This window comes from Streptomyces sp. NPDC001970 (genome assembly GCF_053594115.1).
In genome coordinates this window covers 1-14347 of record NZ_JBSFDW010000055.1, presented here as the reverse complement: position 1 = coordinate 14347, position 14347 = coordinate 1, and the positions used below count along the sequence as shown (strand labels likewise).

The 14347-nt window shown below is 72.2% G+C and carries 14 protein-coding genes and 1 pseudogene; 5 read left to right on the top strand and 10 right to left on the bottom strand.

The features are described from left to right. Positions 1 to 266 precede the first annotated feature (266 nt). Entirely contained in the window at positions 267 to 1298 is a 1032-nt protein-coding gene (gene selD, locus ACWCP0_RS38655) for a selenide, water dikinase SelD (RefSeq protein WP_451083410.1), read from the top strand. Positions 1299 to 1416: 118 nt separating this feature from the next. Here selD and ACWCP0_RS38650 read toward each other — a convergent pair whose 3' ends face one another. Both ACWCP0_RS38650 and ACWCP0_RS38645 read right to left on the bottom strand, forming a co-directional pair. After that, positions 1417 to 2355 (bottom strand): penicillin-insensitive murein endopeptidase, encoded by a 939-nt coding sequence (locus ACWCP0_RS38650; protein WP_451083409.1) that lies wholly within the window; start codon positions 2353 to 2355, stop codon positions 1417 to 1419. A gap of 34 nt (positions 2356 to 2389) precedes the next feature. Continuing rightward, complete coding sequence (locus tag ACWCP0_RS38645) at positions 2390 to 4138, bottom strand: glycoside hydrolase domain-containing protein (RefSeq protein ID WP_451083408.1); 1749 nt, start codon at positions 4136 to 4138, stop codon at positions 2390 to 2392. Positions 4139 to 4817: 679 nt separating this feature from the next. On the opposite strand from ACWCP0_RS38645, the gene ACWCP0_RS38640 reads away from it, so the two are divergent. From ACWCP0_RS38640 to ACWCP0_RS38630, 3 genes are all read left to right on the top strand, one after another. Next, complete coding sequence (locus tag ACWCP0_RS38640) at positions 4818 to 6062, top strand: macrolide family glycosyltransferase (protein ID WP_451083407.1); 1245 nt, start codon at positions 4818 to 4820, stop codon at positions 6060 to 6062. A gap of 115 nt (positions 6063 to 6177) precedes the next feature. Beyond that, positions 6178 to 6666, top strand: coding sequence for a hypothetical protein (locus ACWCP0_RS38635; RefSeq protein WP_451083406.1), 489 nt, complete (start codon positions 6178 to 6180; stop codon positions 6664 to 6666). Continuing rightward, entirely contained in the window at positions 6663 to 7601 is a 939-nt protein-coding gene (locus ACWCP0_RS38630) for a hypothetical protein (RefSeq protein ID WP_451083405.1), read from the top strand. The genes ACWCP0_RS38635 and ACWCP0_RS38630 overlap by 4 nt, the downstream gene beginning before the upstream one ends. A 295-nt stretch (positions 7602 to 7896) precedes the next feature. Here ACWCP0_RS38630 and ACWCP0_RS38625 read toward each other — a convergent pair whose 3' ends face one another. The 8 genes and pseudogenes from ACWCP0_RS38625 to ACWCP0_RS38590 all read right to left on the bottom strand — a co-directional run. Beyond that, positions 7897 to 8400, bottom strand: coding sequence for a hypothetical protein (locus ACWCP0_RS38625; RefSeq protein WP_451083404.1), 504 nt, complete (start codon positions 8398 to 8400; stop codon positions 7897 to 7899). Positions 8401 to 8472: 72 nt separating this feature from the next. Further along, positions 8473 to 8667 carry a hypothetical protein gene (locus ACWCP0_RS38620; RefSeq protein WP_451083403.1) on the bottom strand — a complete coding sequence of 65 codons (195 nt, stop codon included), beginning with the start codon at positions 8665 to 8667 and terminating at the stop codon, positions 8473 to 8475. Beyond that, positions 8668 to 9585, bottom strand: coding sequence for a peptidoglycan-binding domain-containing protein (locus ACWCP0_RS38615; RefSeq protein ID WP_451083402.1), 918 nt, complete (start codon positions 9583 to 9585; stop codon positions 8668 to 8670). Continuing rightward, positions 9582 to 10190: a hypothetical protein gene (locus ACWCP0_RS38610; protein WP_451083401.1), complete on the bottom strand. Its 609-nt coding sequence runs from the start codon at positions 10188 to 10190 to the stop codon at positions 9582 to 9584. Before ACWCP0_RS38610 ends, ACWCP0_RS38615 begins: the two co-directional genes overlap by 4 nt. Continuing rightward, the gene (locus ACWCP0_RS38605) at positions 10166 to 10873 is read right to left on the bottom strand and encodes a MauE/DoxX family redox-associated membrane protein (protein WP_451083400.1); all 708 of its coding nucleotides are present in this window, start codon (positions 10871 to 10873) and stop codon (positions 10166 to 10168) included. Before ACWCP0_RS38605 ends, ACWCP0_RS38610 begins: the two co-directional genes overlap by 25 nt. A gap of 7 nt (positions 10874 to 10880) precedes the next feature. Beyond that, a complete protein-coding gene (locus ACWCP0_RS38600) occupies positions 10881 to 11582 on the bottom strand; it encodes a hypothetical protein (RefSeq protein ID WP_451083399.1) in 702 nt (233 codons plus the stop codon). 82 nt (positions 11583 to 11664) lie between these two features. Further along, on the bottom strand, positions 11665 to 12705 hold the full coding sequence (locus tag ACWCP0_RS38595; protein ID WP_451083398.1) for a hypothetical protein: 1041 nt from the start codon (positions 12703 to 12705) through the stop codon (positions 11665 to 11667). Positions 12706 to 13114: 409 nt separating this feature from the next. Further along, positions 13115 to 13324, bottom strand: a pseudogene (locus tag ACWCP0_RS38590) (putative immunity protein); the annotation flags it as partial. 116 nt (positions 13325 to 13440) lie between these two features. Here ACWCP0_RS38590 and ACWCP0_RS38585 point away from each other — a divergent pair. After that, a complete protein-coding gene (locus tag ACWCP0_RS38585; RefSeq protein WP_451083397.1) occupies positions 13441 to 14142 on the top strand; it encodes a class I SAM-dependent methyltransferase in 702 nt (233 codons plus the stop codon). Positions 14143 to 14347: the final 205 nt, after the last annotated feature.

Genomic DNA, 14347 nt, shown 5'->3' with positions numbered 1-14347 from the left:
CCGCCCTGTCGCCTCCTTGCAGGAAAGGCAGGCGAGGACGACACGCGCAGGCGGTAGGTGTACCGGGCGTGCCCGGCCCCCTCGGCCCTCACCGCTGTCGTCGTGATCCCCAACCTACTCGGGACCACTGGCAACGAACGAAAGCGCTGGTCCAGACCAGTTGCGCAGAGAGACTCCGCCGCTTCGCGGCTCCGGCCCAAGGACCCATTCCTCCCCGGCCCGAAGTCCGAGGCCTCATGGGAGAAGTCACGTGAAATAATCTTCGTATGACGACAGTTGGCCCTGCCGAGTCTGTCCGGCTGACCCAGTACGCACGCGGTGGCGGCTGCGCCTGCAAGATCCCTCCAGGGGAGCTGGAGACGATGGTCGCGGGACTGCTGCCGCCCCGGAACCCCGGACAGGCCCCGGGCGCCGACGGGGACCGGCTGTTGGTCGGACTCGACGACGGCGACGACGCCGCGGTCGTGCGCACCGGTGACGGCACCGCCGTGGTGTCGACGGCCGACTTCTTCACGCCCGTCGTCGACGACGCCCGCGACTGGGGCCGGATCGCCGCCGCCAACGCCCTGTCCGACGTCTACGCGATGGGCGGCCGGCCCCTCGTCGGGCTCAACCTGCTGGGCTGGCCCCGGGACGTCCTGCCTGCGGAGCTCGCCCAGGAGGTGCTGGCGGGAGCGCTCGACGTCGCAGGCAGGGCCGGCTGCTTCGTCGGCGGCGGCCACAGCATCGACAGCCCGGAACCGCTCTACGGCATGGCCGTGACCGGCCTGGTGGACCCGGACCGGCTGCTCCGCAACGACGCCGGCCGCCCGGGTGTGCCGCTCACCCTGACCAAGCCGTTGGGTGTCGGGATCCTCAACAACCGCCACAAGCGGACGGGCGAGGTCTTCCCGCACGCCGTCGCCGGCATGGCCGCGCTCAACGACCGGGCCAGTGCCGCGGCCCTGGAGGCCGGTGCCGTGTGTGCCACCGATGTGACCGGGTTCGGGCTGCTCGGCCATCTGCACAAGCTGGCCCGCGCCAGCCGCGTCACCGCCGTGGTGGACGCCGCCGCCGTCCCCGTGCTCGACGGCGCCCTGGAGTCCCTGCGGGCCGGGTACGTCAGCGGTGGTACGCGGCGCAATCTCGACTGGGTGCGCCCGCATCTGGACGCGGGACGGGCGAGCGACGACCAGTTGCATCTGCTCGCCGACGCGCAGACCTCCGGCGGGCTGCTGGTCGCCGGGGAGGTGCCCGGACATCCGGTCATCGGGGAACTGGTCCCCGCCGTCGCCGGCACGACGCTCGTCGTGCGCTGAGCTCCGCGGTCGACGGCCTGGCCGACGCCCTCGCCGCGGCGACGAGCTCGGCCCCGCCGCGCACCGCGATCGGCGGCCGCGGACCCGCAGGCGATGCCCGGGGCCCGCGGCCGACGCGTCACCGGTAGCGGATGTGCAGATGGTTGTCGTGGTTCGGGTAGCTCGTGGTCAGCCCCTCCGAGATCAGCTGCGGATCGTTGAAGAAGATCAGCTCGACATGGCCGGGGGCCTTCGCCCGGATCTGCTGCACGAGCGCGCGGGTGGCCGCACGGTCGTACGTCGACGACTGCCAGGTGATACGCCCCGCCGTGCACTGCGCGGAGTCGGTCCGGATCGGCCACACGTCGATGTCCATCCCGACCTCGTGGCTGGAGTGTCCGGGTATGTCGCCGCCGTGCTCGAAGCCCGAGTCGCCGACCGGCAGCCGACCGTTGCCGGTACCGGCGAACCCGGCTGCGGCCGCTTCCAGTTGGCCGACGGCGCCGGCCGTCGCCCAGTGGGCGTTGGCGTTGCCGTCGGGGCTCTGCGCGCACATCGTGCCGGTGCCGAAATTGATGTTCTCGTAGTGCCACAGCAGGTTCTGCCAGGTGACCGGCCCGACAACGCCGTCCGCGCCGATTCCCGCATGGGACTGGAAGGCGCGCACGGCGGTGGCGGTGGCCGGCCCGAACGCCCCGTCGGCTGTGAGGCCCGCGCCCCGCTTGGCGTTGAGGAGCGACTGGACGGCCAGCACCGCGGGCCCGTTGTCGCCCTGCCGTACGGTGACGGCGAGCGCGCCCCAGGTGGCGGGCCCGACGATGCCGTCCGCGGTCAGGCCCTTGCCCTGCTGGAAGCCCACGACCGCGCTGTGCGTGCCCGAGCCGAAGACACCGTCCACCGCGACGGTGCGGCCGTGCGCGGCGAGCAGGTGCTGCAGCGCGACGACGTCGGAGCCCCGGTTGCCGTTGCTCGTCAGCGGGAACGCGGCCTGGGGGAAGGCCTGGGCGGGTACGCCCGCTCCGAGGAGCAGGCCGGCCACCGCGGCGAACAGTGCGATGATCCGTGCGAGTCGTCTCACGATTCCTCCCTCACTTTCCTGGTCAGTGTTCTGCTCACTTTCCTGACTGGAGGGCGCCCCAGGTGGCGGGGCCGACCTGGCCGTCGACGCTCAGCCCGCGCGTGGACTGGTAGTCGCGTACGGCCTGGTCGGTGCCCGAGCCGAAGTCTCCGTCGATGGCCACCGTCCGGCCGAGCGCGGCGGTCAGGGCGCGCTGCAATCGCGTGACGGCCTCGCCCGTCGAGCCGCTCTGGAGCGTGGGGGTCGATCCGCGGGACAGCAGGGCCGTCCAGGTCTTCGGGCCGACCACGCCGTCCGCCGTGAGGCCCCTGCTGGTCTGGAAGTTCTTGGCGGCGGTGGTCGTGTTGGGGCCGAAGTCCCCGTCCGGGGCGCCCGGGTCGTAACCGGCGGCCTTCAGCAGGCACTGGGCCGCCTTGACCAGGTTCCCCGTCGAGCCGCTCTGGACGGTGGTGTACGCGGTGAAGTCCAGGCTCACCCCCGTGCAGGTGGGTGCGGGCGGGGTGCCGGTGCCCACGTCCAGGTAGTCGCGGTCGATGTTGATCGAGTAGCCGCCGTAGGACTCGGTGACCTCACCCACGTACTGGTGGATCCGCTGGTGGTTGGACCAGTAGCTCGCCGGTACGTAGGTGCCGGTGTTGGTGTCGGCGGCGCCGTTCCACCACGCGTAGAAGAGATGGTCGACCCGCGTGTAGGCGCTGTTGTTGTACTCGCTGGCGGCGTCCTTGATGCCGGAGGCGGCGCTGGAGTAGAAGCCCGACAGGTAGCCGCCACTGTGCAGCCGCTCGGTCCAGCCGGACAGGTACGACAGCACGGCCGCCTTGCAGGAGGCCGTGGAGGTGTAGGCCTCGATGTCGCTGTAGATGGCGCTGCCCGCCGGGATGCCGAGGTTGGAGGCGGCGGTGATGGCGCCGGCCGCCGCGGTGACGCCCTGGGACTTGGCCGTGGCCGGGTCGGCGGACATCTTCAGCGAGTAGCTGGTGCACGGCGCTTGGCGGCCGACGTCGATGGGGATCAGACGCCATCCGTTGTTGGTCTGGTTGGTCACCCAGCTTGCTGTCAGGTTCGGCTGTGCGCAGCCGCGGAAGGAGCCGCTGATGTAGACGCCGACGGCGCTGTACGGCGAGCTCGCCTGCCAGGCGTTCATGGCGGCCTGCGAGGGCGCGGTGCAGGCGTCGAAGCCCTTGCCGAGGTAGCTGCCCGGCTGTGGCCCGGCGGCGGCCAGGGGCGCGGCGGCGGAGCGCTGCGCGGTGCGGGGCAGTTCGGTGCGCTCGGCGCCCGCGGTGAGCTCGGCCGAGGCGAGGACGCCGCGCACCAGGCTCTCGGTCTCCGGGGTGTGGGCGGCGGTGACGAGGACGCCGGCGTCCTCGACCGCGAGCTGGATGCTGTCGTTGCTGGACGCGACGGACGGGGCGGTGGCCTTTCCGCGTTGTGTCCGCGCGGTCACCGCCGTCGCCCGGCCGGCGGTGCGGGCGGTGATGGGCTCCACGACGATGCCCGCCGTACGGCCGACGACTCGGGCGGGGCAGTCGTTCTGGTCGGCGGGCTCGCCTATGTAGACGGCGGGTCTGTCGAACCGGATGCAGGCGCGCGGGTTCTCGGCCAGGTCGACCACCTGCCAGTCGGCGGGCACCTCGATGCGGTAGCCGTGGAAGGTGACGGCCTGGCGGCTCTCCGGCGGGGCGGCCGCAAGGGCCGGGCCGGGGACGGCGGATGCGCCGATACCGGCGAGCACCGCCAGCACGGCCGCTGCGGCGCGGACGCGCCAGAGCTTGCGGGACGACATCAGGGCACTCCTACTCGATGCGGGGGAAAGTGGGGCAGAGCGGCGCGACGGGTCTGCTCCGCGCCGGGACGAGCGGTGCGTGTCGGACTCGCAGTTCAAACGCGGACGTGCCGTTCAGGCGCCGCAACCGGGCGCGGACCCGGGCGCGATTGGCGCCGCCATGGGCATGACAATATGAGAGGTTCGGGGCGCGCGTCGCAACATCGGTCCTCCGTCTGCGTCCTGATTCCCCGCAAGGGGACTCAGCCGAGTTTGGCGCCGCAATCGTGACGTGTCCACTCCGTCACCATTTGCCACAGGACCAGACCTCCGGCACAACCTGCCGGGCAGGCAACGGCCGTTGATCCGTCCGGGGCGTCGCACGGTCCGTCCCGGTGGTTCGCCGCCACCTGCGCCCTTGGTGGCGGAACTCCCGCGAGGCAAAGCCCGATGGCTGGTGGCCTGGCGCATGGCCTGCGGTGTCACAGGTCGGGTGGCCACTCGGTCTTACTCGTGGCCCACCGAACTCGGTGGCGTGGGAAGAAGGGTGGATCATGAGGGTTACCTGTCGCCGAGAAGCAGCCTCGTCGGCGCGTTTCGGATTCAGCGGCGGCGATTCGTCCAGTGGTCGCGCCCATTCCTTCGGCCCCGTCTGCCAGTCGTCCGGGCGAGGCGTGGTCCTCCGTGGCGGAGTCGGCCGGTGAGTACCTTCGCGTTTCTCAACATCGCCATGCACGGGCACGTCAACCCGACGCTGCCGGTCGTGGCCGAGCTTGTCCGGCGCGGCCACTCCGTCACGTACTACACCTCGCCCGCGTTCCGTGAGGAGATCGAGGCCACCGGCGCGACGGTGTGCCTCTACCCCGGGGGCGATCAGCCGCTGCCCGATCCGCCGATGCCGATCACGCTGATGGAGGGGCTTGCTGGTGCCACCGTTCGCTTGCTGCCCGCTGTGCTCAGCGATCTGCGCCGTGTCCGGCCCGACCTGATCGTTCACGACAATGCCTGTTTGTGGGGTGCGGTCGCCGCGAGTGAACTCGGGGTGCCGGCGGTGTCGTCGTTCACCACGTTCGCCTACAACCGGCGTGTGCCCAGCCCCACCCGCGGGTCGTGGGACCTGCTGGCCTCGGCGACGGCCCGGCCCCGCAACCTCCAGGGCTACGTGCGGTCGCGCCGGGAGCTGCGGCGACGCTACGACATGCGCGGGCTGCCCTGGTTCGACCTGGGCAACATCCGCCAGCCGCTCAATCTGGTGTACACCTCGCGGGCGTTCCAGCCTGCCGTCGAGGGTGTCGACCCGTCCTACCGGTTCGTCGGTCCGAGTGTCGGCGCCCGCCCTGTCGACCCGTCGTTCCCGGTCGACCGGCTGCAGGACCCGGTGCTGTACGCGTCGTTGGGCACGGTGTTCAACGCGGGCCCGCGACTGCTGCGCAGCTTCGCCACCGCGCTCGCCCCGCTGGGCGGCACCGTGATCGTCTCCACCGGGCAGACCGATCCCGCCGCGCTGGGTCCGTTGCCGGCCAACGTGCTCGCCCGCCGTTCGGTCCCGCAACCGGAGGTGCTGGCCCGCGCGGCGCTGTTCGTCACCCACGGCGGGATGAACAGCGTCAATGAGGCCCTCAACGCCGGGGTTCCGATGCTGGTGGTCCCGCAGGGCGCCGACCAGCCGTTGGTGGCCCGTCGTGTGGTCGGGCTCGGCGCCGGCCTGTCGATCGCTACCCAGGACGTCACCGAGGGCTCCGTGCGTGCCCTCGCCCGGCGCCTGCTCGACGACTCCCGGTTCCGGGCGGCCGCGGCCACGCTGCAGGTCGCCCAGCACGAGGCGGGTGGATATCGGCGCGCCGCCGACGAACTCGAGCGGTGTCTGCTGTCCTCGCCCGCCGTTTCGTGCCGCAACCGGAGGCGCCGGCCCTCGTGGCCCTGGTCGTCACCCTTGGTGGGATGAACGGCGTGCATGAGGCCATGTACGCCGGGGTTCCCCTGTCGGTGGGCGGTATCTGCAAGCGGCCGGCTCGGTCGGTCGGCCGGCTCTCGGCGAAACGTCACAGGGAGGCTGAGTGATGTCATTTGCCGTTGTTGTCCTGCTGTTGTTCGCCGGGGTGTCGGAGGCCGCGGGGCGCATCCTGCCTCTTTTGGTGCGCCGCCCCGGTATGCCGCGGACTTTGGTGGCCTCGTTGCTGGTGGCCGGGGGCCTCGTCGAGGGTGCGGTGTTCGCGCTGTGGCCGCTGACCGCGTGGACCCTGGCCGAGCTGGTGCTGTCCTCGCCACCGGCAGGCACCGGGCTGGTGTGGACACCGGGCCTTCTCGCCCCGCTGGTGCTCGCTGCCGTTCTCGCCTTTCCGTTGCTTGGGCCCTTCCTCCACCTGCTGCTCTTCGTCGGGGTCGGGGCCGGTCTGGCCGGCCCGCTCGCCACGGCGACCGGGCTGGGCTGGTGGAGCGCCGCGGGCTGCGTGGCCGTCGCCGGGGTCGGCCTCGGTGTCGCGGTGGAGGCCGTGCGGCGTCTGGTCGTGAGGATCAGCGCGGCCGAGCCGAGGGAGGTGATCGTATGAACCATTTCCTGCTCTGGGTCTTCGCGATCGGGCCGGCTCTGCTCGCCGAGGCCCTGCTGGCCCGCTACGAGGTCCTGGCCTACGGCGCCGGCTGGCGGATCCCCGCCACCGAGCTTCCGGCGGGCATGCCCTACGCCCGGGGCGCGGACCCGGACAGTCCCCCCGACGCCTACCTGGTCTACCTCGACGGCATCGGCAAGCGCCGCGTGCGCGATACTCGGGACGGCGGCCAGCTGGTCAAGGCCCTGATCACCGGAGCGCCGGAGTTGCGGGTGCTCGGTCAGGTGCAGCCCTACTCGCCGCTGGCGGCCCCGCTGGCTGATCGGCCGGTGTGGGTGTGGCTGCGCCGCCGCATCGAACTGCTGCTGTTCCTGCACAATGTCATGCAGATCTTCGTCGCCGCCGACCACCGCTACCGCCCGCTGTACAACCGGGCCGTCGGCTGCCAGATCGCCACTCAGCTCCGGCTGGCCGGATACCTGCCCGACAGCGGTATCCCCGTGGTGCTGCTCAGCTACAGCGGCGGCGCCCAGGTCGCCACCGGCGCGGTCGACGAACTGCACACCCAGCTACGCTCCCCGCTCGTACTGATCACGCTCGGCGGCTTCCTCAACGGCGCCAACGACCTCACCCATGCCGAGCACCTCCACCAGCTCACCAGTGCATACGACCGGATCGAGCGGATCGGCACCTGGATCTTCCCGCAGCGCTGGCCGCTGTTCCGGGGCAGCGGATGGAACCGGGCCCGCCGCGCCGGGAAGATCACCGTGCATCGGCTCGACCCGGCCACCCACGTCGGGCCGCGCAGCTACATCAGCGCGGAGGCGAGGCTGCCCGACGGTCGCAGCCACCTCGAACGCACGGCCGACACCGTGATCGAGCTCATCCGGGCCCGCCGCAGCGCGACCGCGCCGACCGACGACCGGGTGCCATGAGGTCCTCGACCGGAGCATGCAGTACAGGTCACCAGAGCCTGCCAACCCGTCGTGACGTTGACCGGTGCAGTACCAGGGCCTGTCGTTCGGATCGTGCCGGGCTCCCGTCCCGGCACCGTACCTCGCTGCTCCTCCTGGGCCCTGCGCGCCCGGGAGGAGCGCCCCGGTCCGTCAGCCATCGACTCCCCGTAGCCGTGCGGGCGTGGTGGAGGTACCCACCTCCGCGTAGCCCGCGGCGGTGGCCGCTGATGCCACCGTCGGCCCTGTCCGATCGACTGATCCGAACGACAGGCCCCTAGCGGAGCACCGTCCAGGCGACGGCGGCGACCAGCACGGAGCACGCGACGGTCATACCGCTCAGCCGCCGCGCAAGCAGGTCGTCCCATCGGTCCCCGTCTCCGGAGAGCCTGCGCAGGGCCGGGGTGAGGGCCCGGCCGGCGCCGAAGCCGAGTCCGGCGGCCAGGGCGGGCACGTAGGAGCCCCCGGACAGCAGCACCGCCACCGCCATCGCGTACGGCGCGCTCGCCGAGACGTAGGTGCGCACGCCCGTACCGAGCTCGAAGCCGAACTGCAGGGCGCCGCGCGCCAGATGGCGGCGCAGCACGTCCTGCGGTATCTGCCGCGCGTTCTGCGGCAGACGCAGCGTCAGTCTGCCCGCGTCGCGCAGCGCGGCGAGCAGTGCGGCGGCCGCGATCAGCCCTTGCCGCCCGCCGGCCGGGAGCGGTGTGAAGAGACCGGAGAAGAGCCACAGCACCCCGGCCGTCAGCACTCCGCCGGCCAGCAGGCCGACGGTGAACACACCGAGTACCAGTGCCTGTCTGTACGTTGCCCGCCAACCTGGCGAGGCCAGCGCGAATGCGCTGTTGCGCGTTCAAACGGAGCCGGAGAGCGAGTAGCCGGCCAAGCCTCCGGTGATGGCCCAGGTCAGCATGGGGGAGTAGAGGGCGGTCGCGATCGCCGCCATCCCCAGGGCCGCCACAGGCAGGGCGGGATCGGTGAGCAGCATGCGTACGTCACGGGCGCGGCCCGGCCGGGACGCGGGGCGGCCGGACTCCCCGGGGCCCATCTAGACTGTCCCGGTCAGCGTGCGCCAGGTGTTCTGGCCGACGACGCCGTCGGCGGTGAGGCCGTGAAGGGACTGGAACGAGACGACGGCCTGCCGCGTGAGCGAACCGAAGTTGCCGTCGACCGTCAGTGCGTGGCCGTGCTTGTTGAGCTGCCGCTGGGCGCCGCGCACGGCCTCGTTCACGTCTCCTTGGCGCACGGTGACGACCAGTACCGGCCAGGTGGCCGGGCCGACGCTGCCCGTGGGGCTCAGTCCGTTCGCCGACTGGAACTCCTCGGCCCGTGCCTCGGTGTCCGGCCCGAAGATGCCGTCGGCACCCGTCGGATGACCGTGGTGGGTGAGCAGGTGCTGGACGGTGTGGACGTCGGGCCCGGTGGCGCCGCGTCCGATGGTCGGCCAGGTGATGGAGCCGGGGCAGTCGCAGTCGGTGGTCCAGCGGCAGATGGACTTCACCCAGCCGGAGCCGGTGTTGCGGTACCCGTCGTGGCAGCGCCGCTCGATACCGCAGCCGCAGCTGCCGCAGGCCGCGCTGTAGCGCCACAGCCAGCCGTCGTAAGTGCCGGCGTAACACTGGTTGGGCCGCAGCGTCCACGTGACACCGTCGGACCGGTGGAAGCCGGTGTTCGCCCCTGACGTCACGCACGCGTCCGCGTAGACGGTGCTGGGCCCGCAGCCCGGCGAGCAGTTGTGGTCCGCGGCGTAACTCGGGCACGCACCGGTCCAGATGTCGTAGCCGTCGGCGTACGCCTGCCGGGCCGCCGGGAACACCCCGAGCACGGCGAAGCCCGCGGCGGTCGCCGCCTGCAGCACGGTGCGCCTGCGCGGTGCGAAGGACGGCAGGGCCCCGCGCCCGGTCCGGGAGCGGCGACCGACGCTCCCCGTCCGGCGCAGAGTGGGCACGTCGTCCAGTGACGTCACGGCAGGCTCCTCGGCGTTGCGGGATGGATGTCGTCGAGCAACCGCAGCAGCGCGGTGGGTGAGCCGAGCGGCTCCGAACGCGCGATCCGGCCCTTCGCGTCGATGGCCACCGCGTAGGGGGTGGCGGGGATGTCGTACGCCGTGAACAGCTCCGGGCGACCACCCCGGACCGGGACGGCGCCTTGACCGGCCTGCGGCGCGGGGCCCGCGTAGAGCCCGAGCACCTGTGGGGCGGCGGCGTCGCCCGGACCTTGGCCGTGGCCCCAACCCTGGCCCTGGCCCTGGCCCTGGCGGATCGTCCAGGCTCCGGCCTCGGCGAGCACCTGGACGCAGGTGCTGCAATCGGCGTCGAGGAACAGCAGCAGCGCGGCGCGGCCCGGCGTCAGGAGGCCGTGGAGCCCGGCCGTGTCGTCCGGCCTGGCCGCGTCGAACCCGGGCGCTTCGAGCCCGGGCGCCGGTGCGCCGGGTGCGATGCCCACCCGCCCGGGGCGGTGCGGCTGCGCGCGCGACAGCTGGTGCACCTGTCTGACCAGTCCCGAGACGACCAGCGCGAGCAGCGCGATCGCCGCCCACGAGGCGATCACGGCGCTGGTGGTGAAGTCCATCGCGTCGACACTCCTTCGGCAGTCCGGTGCGGGGTGGCCTCGGCCGGCCGGTGAGCAGTGGCCGCGGTCGGCAGGTGATCGTCGGCTGCGGCCGGCTGGTGAGCGGTGGCCGTGGCGGACTGGTGAGCAGTGGCCGTGGCCGGCTGGCGAACGGCGACTGCGACCGGCTCGTGCATGGCGGCGGGCAGGGACCACAGCAGCGCTGTGCAGGCAGGAGCCGCGAGCAACAGCGTGACCAGCTCCGCCGCGGAGACCCGTACCGGTCCGGCCCCGGCGAGGACCGCGCCGGCCGCCGCGAGCCCGGCCAGGCCCGCGGCCCGCCGCGTCACCCAGCGGCTCAGGGGCACATCCCGGCGCGAACAGCCGCACGGACCCCCGCGACCGAGGGCGAGGACGTGCCGCGTGTAGCCGGCGTAGAGACCGAAGAGGACGGTCCCCGCGGCGAGTACGGCCTGCAGCCCTCGCTGGTGGACCGTCAGCAGCGCGGCCGCGCCGGCCACCCCCAAGGCGCCCTCGGCGCAAGGCACGACGGCTGCCGCGAACCGGAGGAACCGCGGTCCCAGCACGCCGTGCGCCCGCAGCGCCTCGCCCAGGGCGGCGGGACGGGCGGCGTGGGAGACCGCGCCCACGAGCAGGCTCAGCGTGACGATCGAGGCGGTCAGCCCGCCGTAGAAGCCGATCACCGCCGGATCACCCGGTGCGCCGCAGCGCGAGCCGCCCGACGAGCTCGGGGACCCGCTCGACGGAAGTCGACGCCAGCGGCACCAGCGTGGCCCAGATCTCGGTGGAGGAGAGCACGAAGAACGGACTGCCGTCGGAGAGCGTGTCGCGGAACAGCTCACCGGACGCCACCGCCACGCCCTTCCAGGGCGGAAGCTGGGCGGTGTGCTCCTTCGTCCGCCGGGACAGCTCCAGCAGCCCGAGGCCGGGCACCTCCTTGATCACCGTCGCGGGCCGCGCGAAGGCGCTCCCGGCCGACGGATCGGGCCGGAGAGTGAGCCCGTACTCGCTCTCGGCGATGCCCACCGACCGCAGCAGCCCGAGCACTTCGGCCACGCTCAGGCCGTACAGCCGGGTCACGAGTGCCTGGTGCTCGCCGCGCCACACGACGAGCAACGGCCGCTCCACGAGCCCTGAGCGCGGCTCGCGCTCGATCGACTCGTAGATACGCAGCGTGCCGTTCTGGAAGGTGAGCTCGGAGTCGGGTGCACCGATGCCCAGGGAAGCGGCCACATCGTCGCCCAATGCGGCCGGCCCGGCGGTGAACTCGACCAGCCGCCCACCGACCACCACCTCGACGGCCGAGGTGCACGGCGCCCGCAGATCGAGGTTGCCCTCCAGGCGGTACGTCCCGCCGTCGAGGGCGCGATGAGTGACGAACGATGCGACCATGTGCATCCTCCCGGGGGCGCGGGGCTGTGTGGCACCGCGGCCGGAGAGGAAGCTAGACAATGGCCATGGACCTGTCAATCTGTCAGCTTCGCCTGACGGCAGGACTGCCCGTCACCGAGGCGCCGGGCACGGCGTGACGATCTTGCGGAGCAGCGCGCTGGTGAAGACCATGCCCCGCGGTGAGCTGGCGGGCGGTGAGGATGAGCGCGGCGGCGGCCAGCGCGGCCAGCAGCGCCGCCGGGATGTCCATGCCGGAGCGGGCGACCGCCATCGGAGTTTCGATCCGGTCGATGGCGGCCACCAGCGGCGCCTCGGCGACAGCTCCCTCCACGGTGGCGGGCCGGCCACGGAAGACGGTACGCGCCGGGTCGCCGGCCTCCAGCGCGGCGAGGCGGTCGCGCAGCGGCCCGAGCTCCTCGGCGGCCATGCCGTCGGTGACGGGGAGCGCGAGCCGGCCGGCGAGCGCATCGCCGGAGAGCGCGGGGCTGGCCTCGAAGGCCGGCGCAGACACCACGGCCAGACTGTCGATGCCGCCGGAGCTGCCGGCCAGCCCGCGGAACAGCCCGGAATCACGGCTGCCTGTGTGCCACAGCCCGGTCACCTCGAGCCTGACCTTCTGCCCCTCGGAGGCGGACAGCACCACCGTGTCACCGACCTCGGCGTGCAGCCGGCGCGCCAACCCCGCATGCAGTGCGGTTTGCAGCATGTCCGGTGCACCTCCCGCCGCCTCCTCGGGCCATGCGCCGGCGCTCAGCCGGGCATGCTCGCGCACCGGGTCGAGGGCGATGACCCCGACCCCGCCGCCCGGCCGTGGCTTCCCGGCCGCATCGAGTACCGGCAGGTCGAACGACCGGGCGGCGGGGGCGCGCAGCGCGGTGCGGATCGTGACCGGGACGCGTCCGAACGCCTCGTGCAGCGCGGCCCGCACCTGTCTGTCGGCCCGCGGGACCCCCTGGGCGTCGTAATGCGCCGAGATCCGCACAATGCCCTGCGGGTCGGCGGCGATCCGTGCTTGTGCACCGTTCTCCACGGCCGTGCCGGCGAGCGCCACCATGGCGGCGAGCACGGTGCCGGCGAGCAGCACGGTCAGGGCGGCGGCCACGAGGACCAGTCCGTGATGCATGCACCTGCGGACAATCCGCGGCACGCTCGGCCGGCGGGCTCCCTTGGCGGGCTTCCTGCTCCGCTCCGCCACAGCCGTTCCTGTCACAGGCCCGCTCTCCCCCTGTTCGGAGCCGCCGTGTGCAGCATTGGGCTCGGCGCGTGAAGTGGTGTAGACCTCCAATCCCACCGGAGCATAGGCGAGTTGGCTCCTGCCGCGTCAGGGAGCATCGAGCCGCTTGATTCATTCGTAATGCGGGTGACGTCGCCAGGGTGGCCGACCGGCGCGGGGACTGCATACGTCGGACCGACCGGCCGAGCGCTGTCCCGGGAAGATCGTGCCGGAACTGCTGCCGGGCGGGGTGGAGTTCGGCGCAGCGCAGGCACTGGTAGGGGAGTCGCTCACCCTGTACGACGGCCAGTGCCCACGCGCTCTGCCGAGGAGCGCCCGTGCGCCGGCCGCCCCCAGCGAAAGCGTGTGCTGCATCGATGGCGGCGCGAGGGCGCGTGTCAGCAGGAAGACTCTGTTCGAGGATCGACAGCGCCCTGCGCGCACAATCGGCCGCGTAGCCCGCGATCTCACGAAGTTCGTGTTCGCTCAGCTCAATCTTGTCCGACTCGGTTGGCCGGACGACCGGCACGGACCGACGTCAAGACGCTCGCTGCTGCTCGGGGCGCTGCCGCCAAGCCGCCTTCCGCCGACGCACAGCCGCCGAAGACGGCTGACCGACAGCAGCAGGCACTACTGTCCTCGGCTATGACCGAGCCGACCTACCTGCACGCCACTCGGGTGGCCTACGACACCGTTGCCGTCGACTATGCCAAGCTCGTGCCCCCCGCGTTCGAGGGCGACCTGTACGGCCGCGCGATGATAGGCGCGTTCGCCGAACTCACGCAGGCCTCGGACGCCGGACCCGTAGCTGATCTCGGCTGCGGGCCCGGCCACGTGACGGCACACCTGCACTCCCTCGGGGTGACCGCGTTCGGCGTCGACCTGTCGCCGGAGACGGTTGCGGTTGCCCGTCGCACACACCCGGACCTGCAGTTCGACGAAGGGTCGATGACCGACCTGCAACTGGCCGACGGCATTCTCGGCGGCATTGTCGCCTGGTACTCGACCGTCCACACCCCTCCGGAGCTGTTGCCGGTGGTGTTCGCAGAGTTCCACCGGGTCCTGGCCCCAGGCGGCCATCTGCTGATCGCCTTCAAGGCCGGTGACAAGCACCGGCACCTGGAGAATGCATACGGTCACGAGCTCTCCCTCGACGTCTACTGGGTGTCTCCCGACCGCATCGCTGAGCTGCTGAGCCAGACCGGGCTCGTGGTGGACGCCCGGCTGATCCGCGAGCCCAACGAGCAGGAGAAGCCCCGGCAAGGCCGGCAGGCGTACCTCCTGGCCCGAAAGCCGGGGACGTCGGTCGGAGATCTGGAAACGAGGGCAGCCGACGACGTCGCGTGATCCGAACGCGCCGATCTGCTCCCCGTGACGGCGTTCGCGTGAGTGAAAGTGCAGAGCCCGGTACACGCGAACGTACAGAACATGCCGTACTCGACAGCTCCGGGCCGACCGCCGGCTAGACGAGTCATTCCGAATGATCGTTAGTGGTCGTAGGCGGTCAGGGATCGCGTGACCGGCTGGCCGGTCTTGTGGTTGTGCCAGATCG

Coding starts and splice junctions, on each gene's coding strand:
- selD (WP_451083410.1), top strand. CDS start 267: ATGACGACAGTTGGCCCTGCCGAGTCTGTCCGGCTGACCCAGTACGCA.
- ACWCP0_RS38585 (WP_451083397.1), top strand. CDS start 13,441: ATGACCGAGCCGACCTACCTGCACGCCACTCGGGTGGCCTACGACACC.
- ACWCP0_RS38645 (WP_451083408.1), bottom strand. CDS start 4,138: ATGTCGTCCCGCAAGCTCTGGCGCGTCCGCGCCGCAGCGGCCGTGCTG.
- ACWCP0_RS38620 (WP_451083403.1), bottom strand. CDS start 8,667: ATGGGCCCCGGGGAGTCCGGCCGCCCCGCGTCCCGGCCGGGCCGCGCC.
- ACWCP0_RS38595 (WP_451083398.1), bottom strand. CDS start 12,705: ATGCATCACGGACTGGTCCTCGTGGCCGCCGCCCTGACCGTGCTGCTC.
- ACWCP0_RS38610 (WP_451083401.1), bottom strand. CDS start 10,190: ATGGACTTCACCACCAGCGCCGTGATCGCCTCGTGGGCGGCGATCGCG.
- ACWCP0_RS38630 (WP_451083405.1), top strand. CDS start 6,663: ATGAACCATTTCCTGCTCTGGGTCTTCGCGATCGGGCCGGCTCTGCTC.
- ACWCP0_RS38635 (WP_451083406.1), top strand. CDS start 6,178: ATGTCATTTGCCGTTGTTGTCCTGCTGTTGTTCGCCGGGGTGTCGGAG.
- ACWCP0_RS38600 (WP_451083399.1), bottom strand. CDS start 11,582: ATGGTCGCATCGTTCGTCACTCATCGCGCCCTCGACGGCGGGACGTAC.